The sequence below is a fragment of the Achromobacter sp. genome (genome assembly GCF_050285565.1).
Classification (GTDB): Bacteria; Pseudomonadota; Gammaproteobacteria; order Burkholderiales; family Burkholderiaceae_B; genus Achromobacter.
Map to the genome: position 1 here is coordinate 221,200 of NZ_JBLZXG010000008.1, position 22,770 is coordinate 243,969.

At 69.1% G+C, this 22,770-nt stretch carries 23 protein-coding genes; 17 read left to right on the top strand and 6 right to left on the bottom strand.

The genetic code is table 11. The features are described 5' to 3' along the window. Window positions 1-2: 2 nt before the first annotated feature. From ACN6O8_RS18580 to sctC, 12 genes are read left to right on the top strand one after another with little or no spacing between them, the layout of a single operon-like run. On the top strand, window positions 3-659 hold the full coding sequence (locus tag ACN6O8_RS18580) for a SctK family type III secretion system sorting platform protein (protein WP_427992471.1): 657 nt from the start codon (window positions 3-5) through the stop codon (window positions 657-659). Further along, complete coding sequence (locus ACN6O8_RS18585; protein ID WP_427992472.1) at window positions 629-1,279, top strand: HrpE/YscL family type III secretion apparatus protein; 651 nt, start codon at window positions 629-631, stop codon at window positions 1,277-1,279. Before ACN6O8_RS18580 ends, ACN6O8_RS18585 begins: the two co-directional genes overlap by 31 nt. A 2-nt stretch (window positions 1,280-1,281) precedes the next feature. Next, on the top strand, window positions 1,282-2,613 hold the full coding sequence (gene sctN, locus ACN6O8_RS18590; protein WP_427992473.1) for a type III secretion system ATPase SctN: 1,332 nt from the start codon (window positions 1,282-1,284) through the stop codon (window positions 2,611-2,613). Next, entirely contained in the window at window positions 2,610-3,116 is a 507-nt protein-coding gene (sctO, locus tag ACN6O8_RS18595) for a type III secretion system stalk subunit SctO (protein WP_427992474.1), read from the top strand. The genes sctN and sctO overlap by 4 nt, the downstream gene beginning before the upstream one ends. Further along, the gene (locus ACN6O8_RS18600) at window positions 3,113-3,673 is read left to right on the top strand and encodes a hypothetical protein (protein ID WP_427992475.1); all 561 of its coding nucleotides are present in this window, start codon (window positions 3,113-3,115) and stop codon (window positions 3,671-3,673) included. The genes sctO and ACN6O8_RS18600 overlap by 4 nt, the downstream gene beginning before the upstream one ends. Window positions 3,674-3,685: 12 nt before the next feature. Then, window positions 3,686-4,765 (top strand): type III secretion system cytoplasmic ring protein SctQ, encoded by a 1,080-nt coding sequence (gene sctQ, locus ACN6O8_RS18605; RefSeq protein ID WP_427992476.1) that lies wholly within the window; start codon window positions 3,686-3,688, stop codon window positions 4,763-4,765. Beyond that, the gene (sctR, locus tag ACN6O8_RS18610) at window positions 4,762-5,430 is read left to right on the top strand and encodes a type III secretion system export apparatus subunit SctR (protein WP_427992477.1); all 669 of its coding nucleotides are present in this window, start codon (window positions 4,762-4,764) and stop codon (window positions 5,428-5,430) included. The genes sctQ and sctR overlap by 4 nt, the downstream gene beginning before the upstream one ends. Window positions 5,431-5,437: 7 nt before the next feature. Further along, window positions 5,438-5,704 carry a type III secretion system export apparatus subunit SctS gene (gene sctS, locus ACN6O8_RS18615; RefSeq protein WP_427992478.1) on the top strand — a complete coding sequence of 89 codons (267 nt, stop codon included), beginning with the start codon at window positions 5,438-5,440 and terminating at the stop codon, window positions 5,702-5,704. A gap of 15 nt (window positions 5,705-5,719) precedes the next feature. Beyond that, on the top strand, window positions 5,720-6,520 hold the full coding sequence (gene sctT / locus ACN6O8_RS18620; RefSeq protein WP_427992479.1) for a type III secretion system export apparatus subunit SctT: 801 nt from the start codon (window positions 5,720-5,722) through the stop codon (window positions 6,518-6,520). Next, window positions 6,517-7,575, top strand: a complete 1,059-nt coding sequence (gene sctU, locus ACN6O8_RS18625) for a type III secretion system export apparatus subunit SctU (protein WP_427992480.1) — start codon at window positions 6,517-6,519, stop codon at window positions 7,573-7,575. The genes sctT and sctU overlap by 4 nt, the downstream gene beginning before the upstream one ends. Then, entirely contained in the window at window positions 7,572-7,970 is a 399-nt protein-coding gene (locus tag ACN6O8_RS18630) for a CesT family type III secretion system chaperone (RefSeq protein WP_427992481.1), read from the top strand. Before sctU ends, ACN6O8_RS18630 begins: the two co-directional genes overlap by 4 nt. Before the next feature lie 47 nt (window positions 7,971-8,017). Further along, window positions 8,018-9,916, top strand: a complete 1,899-nt coding sequence (gene sctC, locus ACN6O8_RS18635; RefSeq protein ID WP_427992563.1) for a type III secretion system outer membrane ring subunit SctC — start codon at window positions 8,018-8,020, stop codon at window positions 9,914-9,916. A 51-nt stretch (window positions 9,917-9,967) separates the two neighbouring features. Here sctC and ACN6O8_RS18640 read toward each other — a convergent pair whose 3' ends face one another. The 4 genes from ACN6O8_RS18640 to ACN6O8_RS18655 all read right to left on the bottom strand — a co-directional run bounded on the left by ACN6O8_RS18640 (window position 9,968) and on the right by ACN6O8_RS18655 (window position 14,721). Continuing rightward, window positions 9,968-10,534, bottom strand: a complete 567-nt coding sequence (locus ACN6O8_RS18640) for an RNA polymerase sigma factor (protein WP_427992482.1) — start codon at window positions 10,532-10,534, stop codon at window positions 9,968-9,970. A gap of 244 nt (window positions 10,535-10,778) precedes the next feature. Next, window positions 10,779-11,351: a hypothetical protein gene (locus ACN6O8_RS18645; protein ID WP_427992483.1), complete on the bottom strand. Its 573-nt coding sequence runs from the start codon at window positions 11,349-11,351 to the stop codon at window positions 10,779-10,781. Between the two features lie 185 nt (window positions 11,352-11,536). Next, entirely contained in the window at window positions 11,537-12,721 is a 1,185-nt protein-coding gene (locus ACN6O8_RS18650) for an ABC transporter substrate-binding protein (RefSeq protein WP_427992484.1), read from the bottom strand. Continuing rightward, window positions 12,718-14,721 (bottom strand): SpoIIE family protein phosphatase, encoded by a 2,004-nt coding sequence (locus ACN6O8_RS18655; protein WP_427992485.1) that lies wholly within the window; start codon window positions 14,719-14,721, stop codon window positions 12,718-12,720. The genes ACN6O8_RS18650 and ACN6O8_RS18655 overlap by 4 nt, the downstream gene beginning before the upstream one ends. 109 nt (window positions 14,722-14,830) lie before the next feature. Between ACN6O8_RS18655 and ACN6O8_RS18660 the strand changes: the two genes are divergently transcribed. Further along, complete coding sequence (locus tag ACN6O8_RS18660) at window positions 14,831-17,299, top strand: MFS transporter (RefSeq protein ID WP_427992486.1); 2,469 nt, start codon at window positions 14,831-14,833, stop codon at window positions 17,297-17,299. Window positions 17,300-17,338: 39 nt separating this feature from the next. On the opposite strand, the gene alr is transcribed toward ACN6O8_RS18660, so the two are convergent. Together alr and ACN6O8_RS18670 are read right to left on the bottom strand one after the other, a co-directional pair. After that, window positions 17,339-18,484 (bottom strand): alanine racemase, encoded by a 1,146-nt coding sequence (gene alr, locus ACN6O8_RS18665; protein WP_427992487.1) that lies wholly within the window; start codon window positions 18,482-18,484, stop codon window positions 17,339-17,341. A 130-nt stretch (window positions 18,485-18,614) separates the two neighbouring features. After that, window positions 18,615-19,046 carry an ATP-binding protein gene (locus ACN6O8_RS18670; protein ID WP_427992488.1) on the bottom strand — a complete coding sequence of 144 codons (432 nt, stop codon included), beginning with the start codon at window positions 19,044-19,046 and terminating at the stop codon, window positions 18,615-18,617. 192 nt (window positions 19,047-19,238) lie between these two features. Here ACN6O8_RS18670 and ACN6O8_RS18675 point away from each other — a divergent pair, with 192 nt between their 5' ends. The 4 genes from ACN6O8_RS18675 (at window position 19,239) to ACN6O8_RS18690 (ending at window position 22,707) form a co-directional block, all read left to right on the top strand. Further along, a complete protein-coding gene (locus ACN6O8_RS18675; protein ID WP_427992489.1) occupies window positions 19,239-19,574 on the top strand; it encodes an STAS domain-containing protein in 336 nt (111 codons plus the stop codon). A gap of 207 nt (window positions 19,575-19,781) precedes the next feature. Continuing rightward, on the top strand, window positions 19,782-20,717 hold the full coding sequence (locus ACN6O8_RS18680) for an NUDIX hydrolase (RefSeq protein ID WP_427992490.1): 936 nt from the start codon (window positions 19,782-19,784) through the stop codon (window positions 20,715-20,717). 84 nt (window positions 20,718-20,801) lie between these two features. Beyond that, a complete protein-coding gene (gene nadC, locus ACN6O8_RS18685) occupies window positions 20,802-21,680 on the top strand; it encodes a carboxylating nicotinate-nucleotide diphosphorylase (RefSeq protein ID WP_427992491.1) in 879 nt (292 codons plus the stop codon). A 28-nt stretch (window positions 21,681-21,708) separates the two neighbouring features. Further along, the gene (locus tag ACN6O8_RS18690; protein ID WP_427992492.1) at window positions 21,709-22,707 is read left to right on the top strand and encodes a tripartite tricarboxylate transporter substrate binding protein; all 999 of its coding nucleotides are present in this window, start codon (window positions 21,709-21,711) and stop codon (window positions 22,705-22,707) included. Window positions 22,708-22,770 lie beyond the last annotated feature (63 nt).

A 22,770-nucleotide genomic window follows, 5' to 3' on the forward strand; every position in this document is an offset into this window, starting at 1 on the left:
GCATGGCTTACGGCCCGGCCCTGCTGGATCGCAGGCTGGTTGAATTCAACCAGTTGCCCAGCCGCACGCTGCATCCGAGCCGCCACGCGGCCTACGCGCCGCCGGCCGCCCTGGCGGCGGTCGCCGCCGCGCCCGCGCTGGCGCCGGCCTGGCACCGGCGCTGGTCGCGCGACATCCTGGAGGCGCTGGGCCTGTGGCAACGTCCGGTGACCGACACCAGCCGGCCCGAACTGGCGCTGGCGCTGCTGGCGCCGGACGCGCTGGCGCGCTGCGCGCGTCAGCTCGGCGTGGTGCTGTGCGGTCCGCGGCTGCGCCGCGCCATCGCTGGCGACGAGGTGCGGACGCTGATTGCTCACTTGGGCGCCGATCTGCTGGACTTCACGCGTCGCCAGGCCGCCAGTCTGCATGGCGGTCTGGTGGAAACCGTGGCCTGGCCCCTGGCCGACATCACCGCCGCGATCGACACGCTGGGCCTGGGCGCGCTGCGCGCCGCCTTCGCCGAGGCCGGCCCGGAGCTGGCGCGGCGCGCCGAACTGAAACTGCCCGACCTGCCCGCCACGCCCGCGCCGCTGCCCGCGCCGCAGGCGCTGACGCTGGGCCTGTCGCTCTTGAAGCAAACGGATCCCTCATGGCTTTCCTCATTCCCCGCGATCCGCTGACGCCGCGCGCCGCGCATGCCGACGGCGCCGGCCGCATCGATCCCGCCGCGCGCGTGCTGCGCGCCGCCGAGCACATGGCCTGGGCCGAGGCCGGCCAACTGCTGGCGCAGGCACGGGCACGGGCCGACGACATCGTTGCGGGCGCCCAGGCCGCGTTCGAGGCCGAGCGCCAGCGCGGCTACGACGAGGGGCGCGAATCGGCGTTGCTGGATCAGGCCGAGAAAATGATCGAAACCGTCGGCCGCACCGTGGAGTACTTCGCCGGCGTCGAGAACGAGATGGTCGAGCTGGTGATGTCGGCCGTGCGCAAGGTGGTCGATGGCTTTGACGACCGCGAGAAGGTGATGGTGGTGGTGCGCAACGCCCTGGCCGTGGTGCGCAACCAGAAGCAGATGACGCTGCGCCTGAATCCGGCCGAAGTCGACATAGTGCGCGAACAAATCAACGATCTGCTGGCGGCCTATCCCGGCGTGGGTTACCTGGACATTCTGGCCGACGGCCGGCTGGCGCGCGGCGCCTGCATCCTGGAAAGCGAGATCGGCATGGTCGAAGCCAGCCTGGAGGGGCAGATCCAGGCGCTGCGCCAGGCTTTCCAGCGCACCCTGGGCAGCAGAGTCTAGCGATGCGTCAGTTCGACTACATCTCCGAAATGATGGAGCTGGCGTTGCAGGACACGCCGACGCTGCGCATCAAGGGCCGCGTCACGCAGGTGATCGGCACCATCATCAAGGCGGTGGTGCCCTCGGTGAAGGTGGGCGAGGTCTGCATCTTGCGCAACCCCGGCGAGAATTTCGAGATGAAGGGCGAGGTGGTGGGCTTTGCGCGCGACGCCGCGCTACTGACGCCCATCGGCGACATGTACGGCATTTCCACCGCCACCGAGGTCATTCCCACCGGCCGCGCCCATATGGTGCCGGTGGGGCCGGGCCTGCTGGGACGGGTGCTGGACGGCCTGGGCCGGCCGCTGGACGAGGCCGAGCTGGGGCCGCTGGAGGCCAGCAAGTTCTACCCCGTGTTCGCCGAAGCGCCGGACCCGCTCAAGCGCCGCATCATCTCGCAGCCGCTGGAACTGGGCGTGCGCGCGCTGGACAGCGTGCTGACCTGCGGCGAAGGCCAGCGCATGGGCATCTTCGCGGCGGCCGGCGGCGGCAAATCGACGCTGATGGGCATGCTGGTCAAGGGCGCGGCGGTGGACGTGACCGTGGTGGCGCTGATCGGTGAACGCGGCCGCGAAGTGCGCGAGTTCCTGGAACACGAGCTGGGCCGCGAGGGGCGGCGCAAGAGCGTGATCGTCTGCGCCACCAGCGATAAATCGTCGATGGAGCGCGCCAAGGCCGCCTATGTGGCCACCGCCATCGCCGAGTACTTTCGCGACCAGGGCAAGCGCGTGCTGTTCCTGATGGACTCGGTGACGCGTTTCGCCCGCGCTCAACGCGAAATCGGCCTGGCCGCCGGCGAACCGCCGACCCGCCGCGGCTATCCGCCGTCGGTGTTCGCCACGCTGCCGAAGCTGATGGAGCGCGCCGGCATGAACGAGCACGGCTCTATCACCGCCCTGTACACCGTGCTGGTGGAGGGCGATGACATGACCGAGCCCATCGCCGACGAGACCCGCTCCATTCTCGACGGCCATATCGTGCTGTCGCGCAAGCTGGGCGCCGCCAACCACTATCCGGCGATCGACGTGCTGGCCTCGGCCAGCCGCGTCATGAACGCTGTCATCACGCCGGAGCACAAGCGCGCGGCCGGCCGCCTGCGCGAATTGATGGCCAAGTACCAGGAAGTCGAGCTGCTGGTGAAGATTGGCGAATACAAGCGCGGCGGCGACGCGGTCACGGATGAGGCCATCGACAAGATCGGCGCGATCAACCAATTCCTGCGCCAGCGCACCGACGAGCGCGCCACGCTGGCCGACGCGCTGGCGCAGATGAGCGCCATCGTGGGGACGGCATGAGCGTTTTCGACGAGCTGCTTGCCATCAAGCGCTTCCGCGAAGGCCAGGCCGAGATCGCGGTGTCGCGCCAGCGCTTGCGCCATGCCGAGGCCGATGCCGCGCGCCAGGCGTCCGAGCAGGCGCTGGCCGCGTGCCGCGAGGAATCCGAACGCCGCGAGCGCGCCATGTACCGCGACCTGTGCAGCCGCGTGGTGCGCGTGCGCGAGATCGAGGATGTGCTGCAGGGCGTGGCCGGGCTGCGCGAGGGCGAGCGCCAATGCGAACAGGCGCTGGAACAGGCGGCCCAGCGCCTGCGCGACGAGGCCCAGGCGCTGGCCGAGCGCCGCGCGCAGCACCAGCAGGCGGTGCGCCTGACCGGCAAATTCGTGGAGCTGGCCAGCATCCACCTGGCCGAGCACCTGAAGGCGCTGGAGCACAAGGAAGACATGGAAATGGAAGAGGCCGCGTCGCTGTCGCGCGACCGCGAGGACTGGGAGCAGCACGAGGAGTTCGAACCGGCATGAGCATCGACCGACGCATCAGCCTGGACACCGCTATCGCCCAAGGCTCGGGGCTGGCGCAATCGGACGGCCAGGCGCTTGGCCGCCAGGCCAGCGACGCCGATCGCCGCGCGTTCGAACAGGCCATGGCGCAAGACGGCGAGGCGCCGCGCCCGCCCGCGCCCGCAGCGCCTACGCCGTTTTCGCTGTTCGGCGCCGCCCGCGCGCAAGCGGCCGCGCCCGCCGACTCGCCCTCCCAGGCATTGGCCCAGGCCCTGCTCGGCAGCGCCGAGCAGTTGCTGGTGGCCGATGGCAGCCAGGGCCGGCGCCAGGTGCGGGTGGAATTGAAGGACGAGGTGCTGCCCGGTGTCAGCGTGTCGGTCTACGAGGCCGAAGGCCGCATCGTGGCCGATTTCACCTGCGCCAGCGAGACTTCGCGTGAACGCCTGGCCAGCCTGGCGCGGCCGCTGGCCGGGCAGTTGGCCGAGAGCCTGGATCGGCCGACGCGCGTGCGCGTCGCCACCGACGACCCGGAAGACCCCTGCCTGACGGAGACCGACGCCGACGCGCCGCTTCGTTGACCCCTGGAACCCATGACCGCCAGTACGCTTCCCTCTTCATCTGTGCTCCCGTTGCCGCGCCTGTCGGGCAATGAGGCCCGCGCGCGCTCGTTGATCGCCCGCCACGGCGCCGACCTGACGGTTACGCTGGCGCCGCTGGCCGGCAGCGATGCCGGGCCGGCGCGCTGGCGCCTGGTCTTTACCCCCGGGGTGCCGGACGCCCTGCGCCAGTCCGCCTCATTGTCGGCCGACCTGGAATGGGCCGGCGCGCGGCTGCGCCTGGGTCTGCCGGCGGGGGCCGTCCAGGCCTGGCTGGCGGCGCGGCTGCCGGATCTGGAGGTGGGCGAGCTGCCGCCGCCCCTGGCGGCCGCGGCCATCGACACCCTGCTGGCCGAAGCGGTCGCCGCGCTGGGCGAGGCGTCGCCCGGCGGCCCGCTGCGCGTGGTCGGCCGCGCTACGCCCGCGCCGGCGTTGGCGCATGAATGGACGCTGGCCGCGCGCCACCCCGCCAGTGGCGAAACCATTTACGCCACGCTGGCGGCCGATGGCCTGGGCCTGATGCTGCTGGCTGGTCTGGTGGGGCGCGCCGCGCCCGCCGCCAACGACATCGATGCCGATAGCGTGCCGGTGCGCATCGCCGCCTGCCTGGGCTGGACCCACCTGGGCGCCGCCGAATTGCGCGGCCTGGCGCCGCGCGACACGGTTTTCCTCGACCACTGCCTGATCGCGCCCGACGGCGAACTGTGGCTGGGCGCCGGCGGCCAAGGGCTGCGCGTGCGCCGCCAGGATTCCTCATACCTCGTTACCCAAGGCTGGACTTCCCTCATGACCGAGACGCCGCAAGCGCCGCAGGACGCCGACACGGGCGCCCAGACGCCGCTCGATATCGACACCATCCCCGTCCGCCTGACTTTCGAACTGGGCGAGCGCCAGATCACCCTGGGTGAACTGCGGCAGTTGCAGCCCGGCGAGACTTTCGACCTGGCGCGGCCGCTGGCCGACGGGCCGGTGCTGGTGCGCGCCAACGGCGCGCTGGTGGGCAGCGGCGAATTGGTCGAGATCGACGGCCGCCTCGGCGTCACGCTGCATCGCCTGGGCAAGGCGGGCGCATGAGCGCGGCGGATCCGATCAGCCTGGCGGTCGTCCTGGCGCTGCTGGCGCTGGTGCCGCTGGCCGCGGTCATGACCACCTCGTTCCTGAAGATCGCGGTGGTGCTGACGCTGGTGCGCAACGCCCTGGGTGTGCAGCAGGTGCCGCCCAACATGGCGTTGTACGGGCTGGCGCTGATCCTGTCCGCCTACGTCATGGGGCCGGTGGTGATGCAGATCGGCGACGAGCTGCGCGCGCCGCCGGCGGCGGTGGCGCCCGGCACGCCCGAGCCCGACCGGCTCGAGGGCATCCTGGACGCGGTGGCGCGCGGCGCCGAGCCGATGCGCGCCTTCATGCTCAAGAACAGCCGCGCGGAACAGCGTGATTTCTTCCTGCGCACCGCGCGCGGCCTGTGGGGCGAACAACAGGCCCGCAACCTGAAGGAAGACGATCTGCTGGTGCTGATCCCGTCGTTCCTGCTGTCGGAACTGACCGCGGCCTTCCAGATCGGCTTTTTGCTGTATCTGCCGTTCGTCATCATCGACCTGATCGTCTCCAACATTCTGCTGGCGATGGGCATGATGATGGTGTCGCCGGTCACGATCTCCATGCCCCTGAAGCTGTTCCTGTTCGTCATGGTCGACGGCTGGACGCGGCTGATCCAGGGGCTGGTGCTTTCCTATACCTGAGGCCGCCATGGGAACCGTCGACCTCGTCTCGTACATGACCCAGGCGCTCTACCTGGTGCTGTGGCTGTCGTTGCCGCCGATCGCGGTGGCGGCGATCGTGGGCACGCTGTTCTCGCTGTTCCAGGCGTTGACGCAGATCCAGGAGCAGACCCTGTCGTTCGCCATCAAGCTGATCGCGGTGTTCGCGACGATCATGCTGACGGCGCGCTGGCTCAGCGCCGAGCTTTACAACTTCACGGTCTCGGTGTTCGACCTCTTCTACAAGATCCACTAGGAGCGGCCGGCCACCATGATCTCGGGCATCACCTACGTCGAAGCGAAAGTCTTCCTGGGCACGCTGGCGCTGACGCAGCCGCGCATCCTGGCGCTGTGCGCGATGCTGCCCCTGTTCAATCGCCAACTGTTGCCCGGCATGCTGCGCTATGCCGTGTGCGCCGCCATCGGCCTGGTGCTGGTGCCGGCGCTGGCGCCGCGCTATGCCACGATCGACCTGGGCGCGATCGACCTGGTGCTGCTGGTGGCCAAGGAAGTCTTCATCGGCCTGGTGATGGGCTTCCTGGTGGCGATTCCGTTCTGGATCTTCGAGGCGGTCGGCTTCGTGGTCGACAACCAGCGCGGCGCCAGCCTGGGCGCCACGATCAACCCGGCCACCGGCAACGATTCCTCGCCGCTGGGCATCCTGTTCAACCAGGCCTTCATGGTGTTTTTCCTGGTGGGCGGCGGCTTCATGCTGATGCTGACCATGCTGTACGACAGCTTCCGCCTGTGGGACCTGTGGGACTGGGCGCCGACCCTGCGCCGCGAAAGCGTGCCGCTGATGCTGGATCAGTTGGGCCGCTTTCTGCGTCTGACGCTGCTGTTTGCCGCGCCCGCCATCATTTCGATGTTCCTGGCCGAGGTCGGGTTGGCGCTGGTCAGCCGCTTCGCGCCGCAGTTGCAGGTGTTCTTCCTGGCGATGCCGATCAAGAGCGCGCTGGCGTTGCTGGTGATGGTGCTGTACATGAGCACGCTGTTCGAATACGCCGCCGAGGCCACGGGCCAGATCGGTTCGGCCTTGCCGTTCCTGGACAATCAATGGCGGGCGCCATGAGCGGCGAAAAGACCGAACAGCCAACCCAGAAGAAGCTGCGCGAAGCGCGCCAGAAGGGCGATGTCGCGCACAGCAAGGATTTCACCCAGACGCTGCTGGTGCTGGCGCTGTTCGGGTACATGCTGGGCAACGCCCATGGCATCGTCCAGGCCCTGGGCCGGCTGATCCTGATCCCGTCGACGCTGGTGGGGCAGCCGTTCGAGCAGGCCCTGCCCGTGGCGCTGGAGGCGGCCCTGCGCGAAGCCGTGTACCTGGTGCTGCCGTTCGTGCTGATCGTGCTGGTGATCGGCATGTTCTCCGAGTTCCTGCAGGTGGGGGTGGTGCTGGCGTTCGAGAAGCTCAAGCCGTCGGCCAAGAAGCTCAACGTGATGAGCAACCTGAAGAACATTTTCTCCAAGAAGAACCTGGTCGAGCTGCTGAAGTCGGTCATCAAGATCGCCTTTCTGTCGGTGCTGGTGACGCTGGTGGTGCGCGACGCGTTGCCGGAACTGATGGCGGTGCCGCACAGCGGCCTGGCCGGCCTGGAGGCGGGCGTGGGCGGCATGATGCGCACCTTGATCGTGAACATCGCCGTGGCCTACGTGGTGATTTCCCTGGCCGATTTCGTCTGGCAGCGCATGCAGTACCGCAAGGGGCTGATGATGAGCAAGGAAGACATCAAGCAGGAATTCAAGGAGATGGAGGGCGACCCCCACATCAAGCACAAGCGCAAGCACTTGCACCAGGAGATGGTGATGCACGGCGCGGTCGCCAGCACGCGCAAGGCCTCGGTGCTGGTGACCAACCCCACCCACCTGGCGGTGGCGATCTACTACGAGCCTGACGAGACGCCGCTGCCGGTGGTGCTGGCCAAGGGCGAGGGCGCGCTGGCCGAACAGATGATGCGGGCGGCGCGCGAGGCCGGCGTGCCGGTGATGCAGAACATTCCCCTGGCGCGCGCGTTGATGGCGTCCGCCCAACCCGATCAATACATCCCCAGCGAACTGATCGAGCCGGTCGCCGAAGTCCTGCGGCTCGTCAGGAAGCTGGCTGGCAATCCGGACGATCCGATATGAACGCACTCCCGCATCCCCTGCTGGCCGCCTATGCGGCGCGCCACGGCCTGCCGCCCTCGACCCGCGCGGATGGCCGCCTCACCGTTGTGGTCGACCAGACCTATCGCGTGCACCTGCAACCGGCGCGCGATGGCTGGCTGGCCATGAGCGCGCGGCTTTGCACGCTGCCGGCCAACGATACCGACCGCGATCGCCTGGTGACGGAGCTCGGCAAGCTGGCCGCGGGCATGCTGGCGCGCCATGCGGCCACCTGCGTGGTCGATCCGCAGAACCGCGCGCTGTGGCTGCAGCAATCGTTGCAGCCCGGCAGCAGCGAACTGGCGCTGGATGAAGCCATGGGCGCATTCACCAATGCGCTGTCTTTCTGGGCCGGCGCCGTGCGGCGGCTGACATGAACATGCGTGACGGGCAAGGCGCCCGAGGAGAGAGAGTGTTGAAGCGGATGATTCTGGCGACCGCGTTGTCGCTGGGCCTGGCGGCCGGCGCGCAAGCCGCGCCCAACTGGCCGAACGTGCCCTATAGCTACTATGCCCGCGATGAGAACCTGCAGACGCTGCTGCGCGAATTCGCCGGCGGCTTCAGCCTGTCGTTGCAGCTCGGGCCCAATGTCACCGGCACGGTCAATGGCAAGTTCAATGCCAACACGCCGTCCGAGTTCATGGACCGGCTGGGCGGCGTGTACGGCTTTAACTGGTTCGTCTACGCCGGCACGCTGTTCGTCAGTCGTACCAACGACATGAAGACGCGCTCGGTCAGCGCCATGGGCAGCTCCATCAGCGCTTTGCGCCAGGCGTTGCAGCAACTGGGCGTGCTGGACCCGCGCTTCGGCTGGGGCGAACTGCCCGACCAGGGCATCGCGCTGGTGTCGGGCCCGCCGGGCTACGTCGATCTGGTCGAGCGCACCGTGGCCGCGCTGCCGATGGGCGCGGGTGGCCAGCAGGTGGCGGTGTTCCGGCTCAAGCATGCCTCGGTCAATGACCGTACCATCAGCTACCGCGACCAGAAGGTGGTGACGCCTGGCCTGTCGACCGTGCTGCGCAACCTGATCACCGGCGGCGGGGGCGGCGCCAACAATGAAACGCTGGCGGCCATTGCCGCGCCGCTACGCGACAACCCGCCGGCGTTTCCGCAGGTCGGTGGCGGCGATGGCGGCACGGCGCCGGCCGGCACGCCGGCGGCCGGCCCGTCCGCCGCGCCCGCCGGCCCCGGCAAATCGGGGTTGCGCCTGCGCGAGCCCACCGTGCAGGCCGACGCGCGCCTGAACGCCATCATCGTGCAGGACATTCCGGATCGGATTCCCATCTACCGCAGTCTGATCGAGCAGCTCGACCTGCCCAGCACGCTGGTCGAGATCGAGGCCATGATCGTCGACGTCAATTCGGATCTGGTCAGCGAGCTGGGCGTGACCTGGGGCGCGCGCGCCGGTTCGACCACGTTCGGCTATGGCAATCTGGGCCTAGGCCCCAGCGGCGGCCTGCCGCTGGAAAGCGGCGCGGCGCTCTCGCCCGGCACCATCGGCGTGAGCGTCGGCAACACGCTGGCGGCGCGCCTGCGCGCGTTGCAGACCAAGGGCCAGGCCAACATCCTGTCGCAGCCCTCGATCCTGACGGCCGACAACCTCGGCGCCATGATCGACCTGTCTGACACTTTCTACATCCAGACCCGGGGCGAGCGCGTGGCGACGGTGACGCCGGTGACCGTCGGCACCTCGCTGCGCGTGACGCCGCGCCATATCGAATCGAAGAACGGCGCGCGGGTGGAACTGACCGTGGACATCGAGGACGGCCGCATCCAGGAAGAGCGCCAGATCGATAATCTGCCCACGGTGCGCAAGAGCAACATCAGCACCCTGGCCATCGTCGGCAACGACCAGACGCTGCTGATCGGTGGCTACAACAGCAGCCAGAACTCGGAGCAGGTCGACAAGGTGCCGATCCTGGGCGACATCCCGGGCCTGGGGCTGCTGTTCTCCAACAAGTCCAAGACGGTGCAACGGCGTGAACGCCTGTTCCTGATCCGGCCGAAGGTGGTGGCGATCAACGGCGAAGTGGTGGCCACGCCCGGCGTGGCCGGCACCGGCCCCATGCTCAACGCCACCTGGGGCGGAGACGGCCGCATGACGGCGGGCCAGTACCTCGATCTGGCGCAGAGCCAGCGCACGCGCGTCGTGTTCGGGCCGAATGTGGAACTGCGCCGCAGCAGCGGTCCGGTGCGCGCGTCCGAATGGCTGGATGGCACGCCCGCCGCCACGCCGGTGCTGGAAGGCAAGTCCAGCACGCAGCAGGGGCCGGTGATTCAGGTCGAGCCGGTGGCGGCGCCGGGGACGGGCCGGGCGCCGTAAGCGCGCGCGGGCGCCCCGGCACTAACGGCGACGGGGCGCCGGCGGCCCGCTTCAGTCGTCGAGCCGCAGGCCCTTCTGGGCCAGCTTGTCGCGCAGCGCCGCGCGGGCGCGCGACAGGCGGCTGCGCACGGTGCCGACCGGCACCGTCAGCAGCGCGGCGGCGTCTTCGTAGGAGATTTCGTCGATGCCGACCATGAGCAGGATGTCGCGCATGTTCTCCGGCAGCTCATCCAGCGACTCCTGCAACAGCGTCAGGGTCTGGTTCTGTTCCAGCACGCGCTCGGGCGACAGGTCGCTGGCGGCATGCTCGGCCAGCACGCTGTCGCTGACGAAGTCATGGCGCCGTTCCGGCGCGCGCGACAGATAGTTGCGCACCAGATTCAGCGCGATGCCGTAGAGCCACGAGGACAGTTGCGATTCGCCGCGGAAGCTGCGGTACGAGCGGGCCGCTTCGACAAAGGCCTGCTGGGCCAGGTCTTCGGCCTCGGTGGTGTTGCCGATGTGCTTGATGATGAAGCGCTGCAGCCGGGTGGAGTGTTCCCGCACCAGGTCGCGCAGCAGGTATTCCTCACCCGCGTCCCACTCCTGCCCCTCGCCGTCAACGCGAACGGGCGGCAATTCCGCCTCGGCGGAAGCGGCTGTGCAGTCGCTGGGATGGGTCATGGGTGGGGAAAAGAAACGTGTATTAAGCTACAAGTTACTACCGGCATGCCGCGAATTATCGCAGCTTACCCCTGTCACAATATTTCGAAAAACGAAATATTGAGGCAAAAGTAGGGTTTTTTATGTCAGATATGTAAAAATAAGTAACCCGACGCCAGGCAATATTTCGAGGGGCGGAATCCCGTCGAAGGCGCGGGCCTCAGCCGGACTGGAGCAGTTCGCGCAGCCAGGCGGCGGCGGTGGCCAGCGACACCGGACTCTGCCCGGACTGGGCGGCCTGGTCGAAGCGGGTCTGCATGGCCTGGTCGAGCGCGCCACGGCGGGCGGCGTCGAGGCTGGCGGGCGCAACCCCGGCGTCGCGACAGGCTTGCTGGAAAGCGGGGGTGTCGGTGCTGGCCGACACGGCCAGGCGGGTCAGGAAGTCGACCCCGGAAAGGGCGTCGCGCGAGGTCTGCGCCATGTCCAGCGCCAGGGTAATGGTGCGCGCGGACAGCGGCTTGCCGGGGTTCGGTTCCAGCCCCAGTTCCCGCGATACCGCGCTGGCGATGCCCTGGCCATAGCTGTGGGCCAGGGCCTGCCCGAACATCGCGGTCGTGTCGACATTCGGCGCCACCCATGCCACGCTGCGGCCGCCGGGCGTGGTACCCATGCCGAGCACCTGCAGCTTTTCGCCCGCGATGTCGACGTAGACGTCCTGGCCGCTCTGCGCCGCCTGAGCGAAGGCGTCGAGAGAGACGAACGGTGATGAAGGGGTAACCGATGAAATTGTCATGCAGCCAATAAATCCGGCGTGTCCGAGATCGGGCCCATAGGAGATTCAACAGCCCCTGTGGTTGAGTAACCCGCGTGGCGCTTTGGTTCCATCGCCACGACACGTTCGCCGATTTTATGCCATTGCGCGATTTCCGGCCGCGACGGGAAAAAACGCGGCGCCCCGAGACTGCCGCCGCGACGGCATTACCGCGCCTCGTACACCTCGTCGGCCGCCAGCAGGATATCCACCGGCGGATCGAAGCCGATGACGCGGGCGGTCTGCAGGTTCAAGGCGATCTTGGCGGGGTCGATCCAGACCTGGCTCAGTTCACGCGCCTTGGCGCCGTTGAAGATGCGCGCCATGGTTTCGGCGTAGAACAACCCGACGTACGAGTAGTCCGCCTGGGCCAGGCTCAGCAGCAGCCCGTGCTTGACCTCTTCCGACCCCAGCATCGAGAAGCTCGGCACGCGGGCCTGGCGCAGGATCTCGGCCACCGTGTCGATCGAGGCCGGCGTCACGCCGCGGTGCACCGTGACGTAGGCCGCGTCGATCTGCGGCGCCAGCTTGGCATAGCATTCGAGCGCGTTGCGGGTGGCGGCTTCCTGCGGGATGCCGTTGGACGGCGCATGGCAGGTCAGCACCTTGAAGCCCTGTTCGCGCGCCACCTGTTCGACCGCGTCGACCGCGCTGTAGGTGCGGCCTTCCGGGCTGTCTTCGTACACCAGGCCCAGACGCTTGAACGGCACAATGTCGTGGAAGAGACGCACCTGCCGCTGATAGCGCTCGGGCTGCACGCGGGCATGCAGGTTGTCCAGGCCGCTGTCCTGCGCCGAGCGGGTGATGCGGGCGCCGACCGCGTCGCTGGTTGAGGCGACGATGGTGGGCACGGGCGCGCCCATCGCCGCCATGTCCTGGCCGGCCCAGGTGCCCATGGCGATGATCAGGTCGATGTCCTGCTTGCCTTCCAGCCGCTGCTTGATCGCTTCGCGCACCGCCGGCCGCTGCGCGGCGTCGAAGTTGCCGGGCTGCCACCAGGCGTCGCGCACGAATTCCAGGGTGTCGCTGCGCGCGTTGTCGGCCAGGTACGCCCACATCTGCTTGCCGTTCAGGCCGTCGGGAATGGCCGGCACGGTGATCCAGCCCAGTTTTTGCAGGCCGTCGACCGTGACGCGCAGCGTGCGCGGATACTCGCTGTAGTCGCCGCTCTCGAAATAGCCGATGCGCCATTTCCGGCCGTCCGGGCGCGGCACGGGCTTGGTGGGGAACACCTGGGGCGCCGCCGCCGCGCTCGCGGCGGCCGGGGCCGGCGCCGCCCCGGCCTGGGCATGGCTCGCGGCGGGCGCCAGCAGGGCCAGGCTCAGCAATAGGGTGGACAGCAATGTCTTCATGGGCGGCGGATCACGATCAAGGTGATGTCATCGGATTGCTCCGCGCCATCGGCGAAGGCCTGCACGTCTTCCAGCAGACGCTTGGCCAGGCTGGCCGCCGGCACGGGGGGATTGGACAGCACGGCCAGCAGGCGCGGATCGCCATACTGCGCATTTTGCGGATTGACGGCCTCGGTGATGCCGTCGGTATAGCCCACCAGCATCTCGCCGGGCGCCAGCACCGTCGACAGGCAGCGGTACGCCAGGTCTTCCTGCACGCCACAGGCCGGGCCGCTGCGGCCTTCCAGCAGCCGTACCACGCCGTCGGCGCCGACCACCGCCGGCGGCAGGTGGCCGGCGTTGGCCCACTTGAGTTCGCCGGTGGTCAGGTCGAGCACGCCGACCAGCAGCGTGACGAACATCATGTTGGGGTTGTTCTCGGACAGGCGGTTGTTGATCTTCTGCATCATCAGCGCCGGATCGGTTTCGTCCTCGGCGGTGGCGCGGATCAGGGTGCGGGTGACCGCCATGAACAGCGCCGCCGGCACGCCCTTGTCCGACACGTCGCCAATGGCCAGACACAGACGGCCGTCGGGCAGCGTGAAGTAGTCGTACAGATCGCCGCCCACCTCCTTGGCCGGCAGCATCACCGCGTTCAGGTCGATCTGCTCGCGAGTGATGGGCGACAGCGGCACTGGCAGCAGGCCGAGCTGGATCGCGCGGGCGATGTTCAGTTCGCTCTCGAAGCGTTCGCGCGCGGTGGTCTCGCGCATCAGGCGGGCGACGTTCTCGCGCAGCTTCTGGTTCATGAACAGGAACGACGCCGCCAGCCGCCCGACTTCGTCCTTGTGCTTGTCGGGCAGCGCGGCGATGTGGGCGGGCACGCTCGCTTGCGCGGTCAGATCCTGTTCCGGCAGCAGGCGGGCATAGTGGGTCAGCGTTTCCAGCGGCCGCACGATACGCGCCGCCACCAGCCAGGCGCACACCAGCGCCACCAGCATCATGCCTACGAAGATCAGCGCCTGCCGGTTCAGCAGTTCGTGCGCCGGCGCGGTCAGGTCGCTCTCGGGCACCACCGCCACCACCGTCCAGCCCAGTGGCGCGAAACGCGCGCTGTCGATCTGCCAGGGGCCGTCGCCGCCGTCAAAGCGCAGGCTTTGCAGCTTGCCGCCGTTGTCCTGCCGCGCCAGCAGCGCGCGCAGGGTTTCGCCGCCCTCGTTCCTGGCGTCGAGCAGGCCGGCGCGGGCCTCGGGCGGCGGCACGATCATGCGGCCGTCATCGGCCGCGATGAAGATGAAGCCCGATTGCGCCAGGGTCAGTTTCGAGAGCGTGTCGCGCACCGAGTTTTCCAGTTGCGCGCGGCGTGTGTCGATCTGCTCGATCACGTCCTGGGCGCTGTCGGAAATGGCGAACACCCAGTTCCATGGCCGGAAATAGCCGAAATAGGCGTAGCGCGTCTCGCCGTCGCCGCGCTGCGCGGACGGTGGCCAGCGATAGATGGCGAAGCCGTAGCCCGAGGTGCGGCTTTCTTCCAGCAGCGCCTGCGCCAAGGGCCGGTTCTTGAAGTCGGGCAGCATCGACAGGTCGAGGTCGATCATGTCGGGGTTGCCGCTGGCCAGGACCTGGAAGTCGGCGTCGTAGACGAAGGCATAGCGGCGGTCGTCGAGCTTGAGGCGGTTGATCCAGGCGCGCGCCATGCCCTTGGCCGCGCCCGGCGTCACCAGGCCGCGCTCGGCCAGGTCGGCGTAGGCGTTGAGCGCTGCCGCAACCACGGTGCCGCTTTGCATGAGCTGGCGCCGGCCGCTGCGCACGGTGGAAATCTTGTCGGCCAGCAGCGCGCCCCAGCGCGCCTCGGCGTCGCGCAACACCAGCTCCATCACGTTGCTGACGGCGTGGCGCTCGCTGTTCATCACCGTGCGCGTGACGTTGCGCTGCGAGGTCAGCATCACAAATGCCGCCACCGCCAGAAGCAGCGCTACGACCAGTAGAAAAATCTTGCTACGGAGCGAGCGCAACGACATGGGGGCGAGAGGCGTCTGGTGAGGTAAGGGCGTGAAATAAGATGCAATTTGCATTAATTGTAAATACCATTGGTGCCCGTGTGTAAATACTTTGCGACGGCGTGGGCCCATGCGTAGCGAACCAATACAAATAGTGCTCGATGGGTTGCGTCGCCGCCCGGTACTGGAAGTCACTCTGGCCTGTCTGGCCGTGCTGTTGCTGGCGCAGGCGCTGATCGGCGCCCTCAGCCTGTCGGCGCTGAACCGCCTGGTGGTCGACACCACCGCCGATCGCGTCGAAGTGGTGGCGCGGCGCGTGGCCGGCAATATCGAGAACGGCCTGCGCCTGGGCAAACCGCTGGAGCAGTACTTCGGCCTGCGCGATACCTTGCGCGACGGTGTGGCGGGCTCGCGCGGCGTGCAGGGCGCGGCGGTGCTGTTGGCCGATGGCCAGGCGTTGGCGACACAGGGTGAAGCGCCCGCGGACGCGGCGCCGTTGGCGCGCGCGCTGGACGCTGGCGGCGCAAGCGCCGCCGGGTCGACGCGACGTGGTTCCGGCGCGCTGGTGGCGGTGGCCGCCGACCGCGTCACCGTGGCCGTGCCGCTGACTGCCGCGGGCGGCAAGGCGCTCGGCGCCGTGGTGCTGTCGGCCGCCAAGGACGGTGAGGCCAGCCGCCGGCTGATCGTCGACAACCTGCAGGTGCTGCTGGCCGTCACGGTGCTGGTGGGGGTGGGCCTGGCCGCCGTTTTCAAGTACGTCGTGCCGCTGACCTCGCTGGCCGCCGGGGGCCGCGCCCGCTTCGTGGTGCCGCTGCTGGCCCTGGTGCTGGCGCAGGGCGTGTACGCCGCCTACACCATTGCCACGTTCCGCAGCGGCTGGCTGGAGGTGACGCGCAACAACGTCGGACTGCTGGCCGAGGGCCTGCAACGCGACCTGAACCGGGTGCTCGGCTACGGCCTGGAGGTGGAGCGGCTGCGTGGCGTCGAGGCGCCGTTCACGCGCCTGGCCGCCACGTTTCCAGCGGTGGCGCAGATCGAACTGGCCGACCGCGACGGCCGCATTCTCTACGGCGCCGACGCGCGCGGCCCGCTGGATGTGCAGGGCTTGCCGCGCGCGCGCCCGCAGGCCGATGATTTGACGCTGGTGCTGCCATTGGGCGCGGCGCTGGCCGATCCCAAGGCGCATGGGGATCTGGTGCTGCGCCTGTCTGGCGAGGTCATCGCGGCCGGGGTGCGCGGCCGCGCGCTCGATGCGGTGACGGTGGTCGCCGTGGCGCTGGTGGCCGCGATCGAAATGCTGTTGCTGCTGGCGCTGTTGATGAACCGAGCCTTCGCCGCGCGCGCCACGCTGCCCGATGGCAGCCGCGTCGGCCCGGATGATGAGTCCGAGGTGGGCCGCATTGCGCGGCCCGTGATGTTCGGTTTCCTGTTCGCGTGGGCCTTGCCGCTGGGTTTTCTGCCGCTGTATGCGCGCAGCCTGCCGGCGGGCGGACTGGAGCTGCCGGCCAATCTGCTGCTGGCCCTGCCGATTTCGGTCGAGATGGGCTGCGGCCTGCTGACCTCGCTGCTGGCCGGGCGCCTGACCGACCGCAAGGGCTGGCAGGTGCCCGTGCTGGCCGGCCTGGGCGTGTCCGCCGCCGGCATGCTGGCCTGCGCGGCCGCCTCCAGCTTGCTGATGTTCAGCGCCGCGCGCGGCCTGGTGGGCCTGGGCTATGGCCTGACCTGGATGGGGCTGCAGGGTTTCATCGTGACGCGCAGCCCGCCCCAATATCGCGGCCGCAACATGACCGGCGTGATCGCCGGCCTGTTCGCGGGGCACCTGTCCGGCGCCGCGGTCGGCGCGATGCTGATGGAGCAAGTCGGCTTTCGCGCGGTGTTCGCGGTGGGCGCGGTGATGCTGGCCATGCCGCTGACCGGCGTGCTGATCCTGATGCGCCCCTACATGGATCGTGGCCGCAAGCTGGCCGCGCAGGCGGCCGGACGCGCCCGCGCCCATTTCTCGGATACCTTGAGGCTGCTGTTCACGCGCGACTTTGGCCTGCTGCTGGTGGGCAGTGTGATTCCGTTCTCGATCGCGCAGGTCGGCCTGCTGTCGTTCGCGCTGCCGCTGTACCTGGAGGCCGAAGGCGTGGCCGCGTCCAGCATTGGCCGCGTGCTGATGATCTACGGCCTGTGCGTCATTTACGTCGGGCCGCTGATGGGAAGGGTGGTCGACCGCAGCCGCATCAAGAAAAGCTGGATCGTGCTGGGCGGCCTGGTGGGCAGCCTCGGCATGCTGGGCCTGTATTTCAACAGCGGCCTGGCCGCCGCCGCCGCCGCGGTGCTGTTGCTGGCGCTGGCCAGTTGCTTTGCCGGCGCCTCGCAATCGCCTTACATGCTGGCTTTGCCGCAGGTGCAGCACTATGGCGCGGCGGGCGCCACCAGCGTCATGCGCGCCGCCGACAAGCTCGGGCAGATGGCCGGCCCGCTGGTGGTCGGCGCCATGTTCGGCGCCGCCGGCATGGGGGCGGGCCTGGCGGCGACCGGCGTGATCTACCTGGGCGCCACGCTGCTGTTCCTGCTGTTCGCGCCGGCCAGGCCGCGCCAGGACGCTGCGTGAACGTTCGCGGACAGCACGCGGCGGCGGGGGCGCCGCCATTCAGCGCGCCGCGCCTGCCAACGCCACCGGCACGCGCGCGCTCAGCCCCGTGAGCAACTGCGCGGCGATGGTGCCCGCGGCCATCGCCACCTCTTCGACCGGCAGGCCGTCCGCGCCCCACAAGGTCACGGGCGCGCCGATGGCGGCTTGCGGCACGGGGCCCAGGTCCACCGCCATCATGTCCATCGAGACGCGTCCCAGCAGGCGGGTGCGCACGCCGGCCACCACCACCGGCGTGCCGGTGGGCGCGTGGCGCGGATAGCCGTCGGCATAACCGCAGGTGACGATACCCACGTCCATGGCCGCGGGCGCCAGGAAGGCGCCGCTGTAGCCGACGCCGGCGCCGGCCTGCACGCGCTGGATGCCCACCACCTGCGAGTGCAGCGACATAGCCGGCAACAGGCCGAGCTGCGAGGCGCCGCGCTCGGCGAAGGGGCTGGCGCCGTACAGCGCGAGGCCGGGCCGCACCCACTGGGTGGTGGCGGCCAGTGCCGCGTGGCCCAGCACGGCGGCGGAATTGCTGGTGGAAACCGGGCCCGGCAGGCCGTCGATGACCGCGCGAAAGCGCGCGTCGGCGTCAGCCACGCCTTCGGCTTCGTCGGCGCGCGCGTAATGGTTCAGGTGCCCGACTTCGCCGATCAGGCCGCGCGCGGCCAGCTTGCGCGCCAGCTCGAATGCGGCGCGATAGTCGTCGGCGCTGAAGCCGGTGTGATGGATATCACCGGCAAAGCGCAGCCAGATCGCCGGCCGTTCGGCCGCCGGTGATTGCGCCAGCCAGTGCAGTTGCGCGCAGTGGGTGATGACCAGGTGCAGCTGCGGCGTGTCCAACAACAGCGTGTCGGCCTGCGAATACAGGCCGCCATAGACCAGTACGGGGCCTTTCCAGCCCAGTCGGCGGCAGGCGCGCGCTTCGTCCAGGTGCAGTACCGCGAGGCCGTCGGCGCCGCGCAACGCGGGCAGCACGCGCGCCAGGCCATGGCCGTAGGCATCGGCTTTGACGGTGGCCCATAGCCGCGGCGCGCCGCTGGCGGGCAGGGCGGCGCGCAGGCGGGCGAGGTTGTGGGCCACGGCCGCCGCGTCGACGCGGGCGTACAAGGGGCGGGCAAGCAATCCTTCTGGACGATAGGGAGCGTTCACGGGCGGCATCTGAGCGGGGCTGCGCACAACCAGCGCGCAGTCTATGCATGAGTGACAGATGACCGGCTTTCGTTCGGTACTTTCTGCCTATGCATGGCGAGTTGTCGATAGCGCGTCTTCATTGCCCGCGCCGGTGAAGTCACGCGGCGCGCATCACGAGCGTCAGGCGATTCTCGTTGCCGTCGCGCGTGTAGCGCAGGTCGTGCAGATAGTGCTGCATCAGCCGCACGCCGTGGCCGCCGATTTCGGCGTCATCGAGCGAGGCGGCCAATGGGGGAGGCGGCGTCAGGGTGGGGTCGTACGGCCGGCCATTGTCGATTATCTCCAGCGAGATCCACGCGTCGTCCTGGTGGCAGGCCAGGCGGACATGGGCGGGATCGGGGGTCGGCAGGGGATCGTCGAAGGCGTATGAAACGATGTTCGTGAGCGCTTCGTCCAGGCTCAGGGACAGACCGAAACTCAGTTTGGGCGACCACCCCTCGCGCTCGGCAATGGCCTCGAGCCATTCGATGGCGCAAGCAACGGCGCGGGCGTCGGGGGCGAGGTCAAGCGTATCGGGCTGAGAGGGCATGGTTGCCTTGCGGTCAGGGGTACACGTGCAGGTGGAAGTATGCCCGATTGCGGCCGACAGGCGTATCGGGCGGCGCGCGCGCGCCTTTTGAAGTTTGCGTTTGGCTGCGCGGGCGCCTCGCGTATCATCACGGCATCGCGCCGCCGCCCGCAAGCCGGGATCCGGGGCGCCGGTCAATTTCCGGGAACCACTATGAATCTCGCAGTCGAGAAAGTCGGGGAAGTGCTGGTTGTCTCGCCCGAAGGCCAGATCAACAGCGGCAACGCCGCGGGTATCGAGGCGGACCTGCTGGCGCACGTCGAAAAGGGCGAGCGCCGCTTCGTGCTCGACATGTCGAACCTGAACTACATTTCCAGTGCCGGGCTGCGCGTGGTGCTGGTGCTGGCCAAGCGCCTGAAGCAGGCGTCGGGCGCGCTGGCGCTGTGCGCGATGCAGCCGCACGTGCGCGAAGTGTTCGACATCAGTGGTTTCCTGGCCATCCTGACGGTGGTGGACTCGCGCCAGGAAGCGATCGCCAAGGTCGCCTGACGGCTCCCGCGCACCCCGCCGCGCGGGCCACGCGGGCACCGCCGTCACGGCTTGCGGTGCTCGTGCGAGGTGTCGAGCAGGGGGCTGTTGCAGGGCCCCGGCCTTTATAATGCCGAGCGCGGCGCGATGCCGCGCAACCATGCTTGCCCGTGCCGCGCGACGCCCCTCGCGCAGCGTCCGGCGTCTTCCCCATTCCAGCCATCTACCTTGACCGAATCCGTCGAACGCTCCGTCCATGCCGAACTCGTCGCCGTCCTGGTCGCCGTGACCCACGGCGAGCCGCGCGTCCTGACGACCGAAGACGCGCGGGCCTTGCCGGCGGGGCCATTCGAACTGTCGCATCGCTCGCTGCAAGCGGGCCTGCGGGCGTGGGTCGAGGCGCAGACTCACCATCCGCTGGGCTACGTCGAGCAGCTCTACACCTTTGCCGACGGCGATCGTTCCGACGAGTCGGGCGCGCGCGTCATGTCGGTCAGCTATCTGGGCCTGACGCGCGAAGCCGGCGAAACCGGCGTGGCGCAGGTCGGCTGGCAGGATTGGTACCGCTATTTCCCCTGGGAAGACCGGCGCGCGGGCACCCCGGCGCTGCTGGAAGAACTGATCGTGCCGCGTCTGCGGGCCTGGTGCGATGACACGGCCGACGCCGCCACGCGCAGCCGCCGCGGCCAGCGCGTTGCCATTACCTTCGGGCTCGATGGCGCCGCCTGGAACGAAGACATGGTGCTGCAACGCTACGAACTGCTGTTCGAGGCCGGTCTGGTGCCCGAGGCGGCGCGGCGCCGGCCGGGCGTGGCCGGCGCGCCGCTGCCGGGCGAGCCGATGCGCCACGACCACCGCCGCATTCTCGCCACCGGCATTGCCCGCCTGCGCGCCAAGATCAAGTACCGTCCGGTGGTGTTCGAGCTGATGCCGGCGCAATTCACCTTGCTGCAGTTGCAACAGGCGGTCGAAGCCCTGGCCGGGCGCGGCCTGCACAAGCAGAATTTCCGTCGCCTGATCGAACAGCAGGCGCTGGTGGAAGAGACCGGCGAGATGGCGACCGGCACGGCGGGCCGGCCCGCCAAATTGTTCCGCTTCCGTCGCGACGTGCTGCTGGAACGCGCCATCGCGGGCAGCAAACTGCCCCTGTCGCGCACGCTGTGACGCTTGACAACGTCATATACTCATATTTAGCATAAGTGCCTGCGCAGTTCGTGCGCGCCTTTTTTTAATCACAAAATACTCAAAATGAGCATTAATGCTGAAGCGCCCGCCGTCCGTTTGCCCATTCCCGCCCTGCCGGATGTCATGCTGGAGCCGCTGGTGCGCGCGGCCCTGCTCGAAGACCTGGGGCGGGCGGGCGATCTGACCACCGACGCCATCGTGCCGGCCGACGCGGTGGCCCAGACCCGGCTGGTGGCGCGCCAGGACGGCGTGCTGGCCGGGCTCGACCTGGCGCGCCTGGCGTTTCGCGCGCTCGATCCCGCCATCGAGTTCCGCGTGGCGCAACGCGATGGCGCCGAACTCGCGCCCGGCACCGAAATCGCCACCGTGCGCGGTAACGCCCGCGCCATGCTCAGCGCCGAACGGGTGGCGTTGAACTTTCTCTGCCACCTCAGTGGCGTGGCCACCGCCACGGCCTCGATCGCCCGCGCCATTGCCGGCTACGGCGCCCGCGTCACCTGCACCCGCAAGACCATGCCGGGCCTGCGCGCGGTGCAGAAGTACGCGGTGCGGGTGGGGGGCGGCAGCAATCACCGCTACGGCCTGGACGACGCCGTGCTGATCAAGGACAACCACATCGCGCTGGCCGGCGGTGTCGAGACCGCAGTGCGGCGCGCCCGCGCCGGCGTTGGCCACATGGTCAAGATCGAATTGGAAGTGGACACCCTGGCGCAGCTGGAAACCGCGCTGGCGCTGGGCGTGGACGTCGTGCTGCTGGACAACATGAGCCTGGATGAATTGCGCCAGGCGGTCGCCATGGCGCGGGGCCGCGCCATCACGGAAGCGTCCGGCCGCATCACGCCCGACACTGCCGCCGCCGTGGCCGCCACCGGCGTCGACCAGATCGCTGTCGGCTGGCTTACCCACAGCGCCAAGGTGCTTGACATCGGCCTGGACGCCTGAGCCGGGCCGTTCGCCAGGAACACGCATCATGCAACGCGCGCTTCGAATCTCCTCCCGGTTGCTGGCCCTGGGGCTGGCACTGACCTTGGGTGCCTGCGGCAACCCGCCGTCCGGCGACACGCCGGCCGACGCGACCTATCCCACCCGTCCGGTCACCATCGTGGTGACCTTTCCTCCCGGCGGCGGCACGGATCTGTTGGCGCGGCGCCTGGGCGCCAGCCTGCAGGCGCAGTTCGGCCAGCCGGTGGTGGTCGAGAACCGGCCGGGCGCCAGCGGCAACATCGGCGCGCGCGTGGTTGCCGAGGCGCCGCCCGACGGCTACACGCTGCTGATGGTCAACAGCTCGTTCGCGATCAATCCCGGGGTGTACCGCAACCTGGGCTTTGCGCCCAAGCGCGATTTCGCGGCGGTGATCAACGTGGCGTTCGTGCCGTCCGTGTTCGTGGTGCCGGTGGCTTCGCCGCTGCGCACGCTGGACGATGCGTTCGACGCCGCGCGGCCGGAGCGGCCGCTGCCGTTCGCCTCCTGCGGCAATGGCACCCCGCAGCATCTGGCGGGCGAAATGCTGGCGCGGGCCAGCGGCGCACCGTTGCAGCATGTGCCCTACAAAGGCTGCGGCCCGGCCCTGACCGACGTGGTGTCCGGCCAGGTCGGCATGGGCGTGGTCACGGCTTCCAGCGCCGCGCCGTTGATCGCCGCGGGCAAGCTGCGCGCGCTGGCGGTCACGTCGCCGCAACGCTCGCCGCTGCTGCCGACTGTACCCACCGTGGCCGAGCAGGGCGTGAGCGGTTATGCGCTGGATCAATGGCATGGCCTGCTGGCCCCGGCCGCCACGCCGCCGGCGGTGGTGGCCAAGCTGAACGCCGCGCTGGCGCGCATCATGTCGCGCCCCGACATGCAGGCGGCGTTGCGCGAGCAGGGCTTCACGCCCGCGACGAGTTCGCCGCGCGCGTTCCAGGACATGATCAATGCCGATATCGACCGTTATACGGCGCTGACCGGCGCGATCGGGCTGCGCGCCGACTGAACAAAAAAACCGCGGGGCAAGCGGTCATGACCGCTTGCCCCGCCGCTTCCAGGCGCGGGGCGC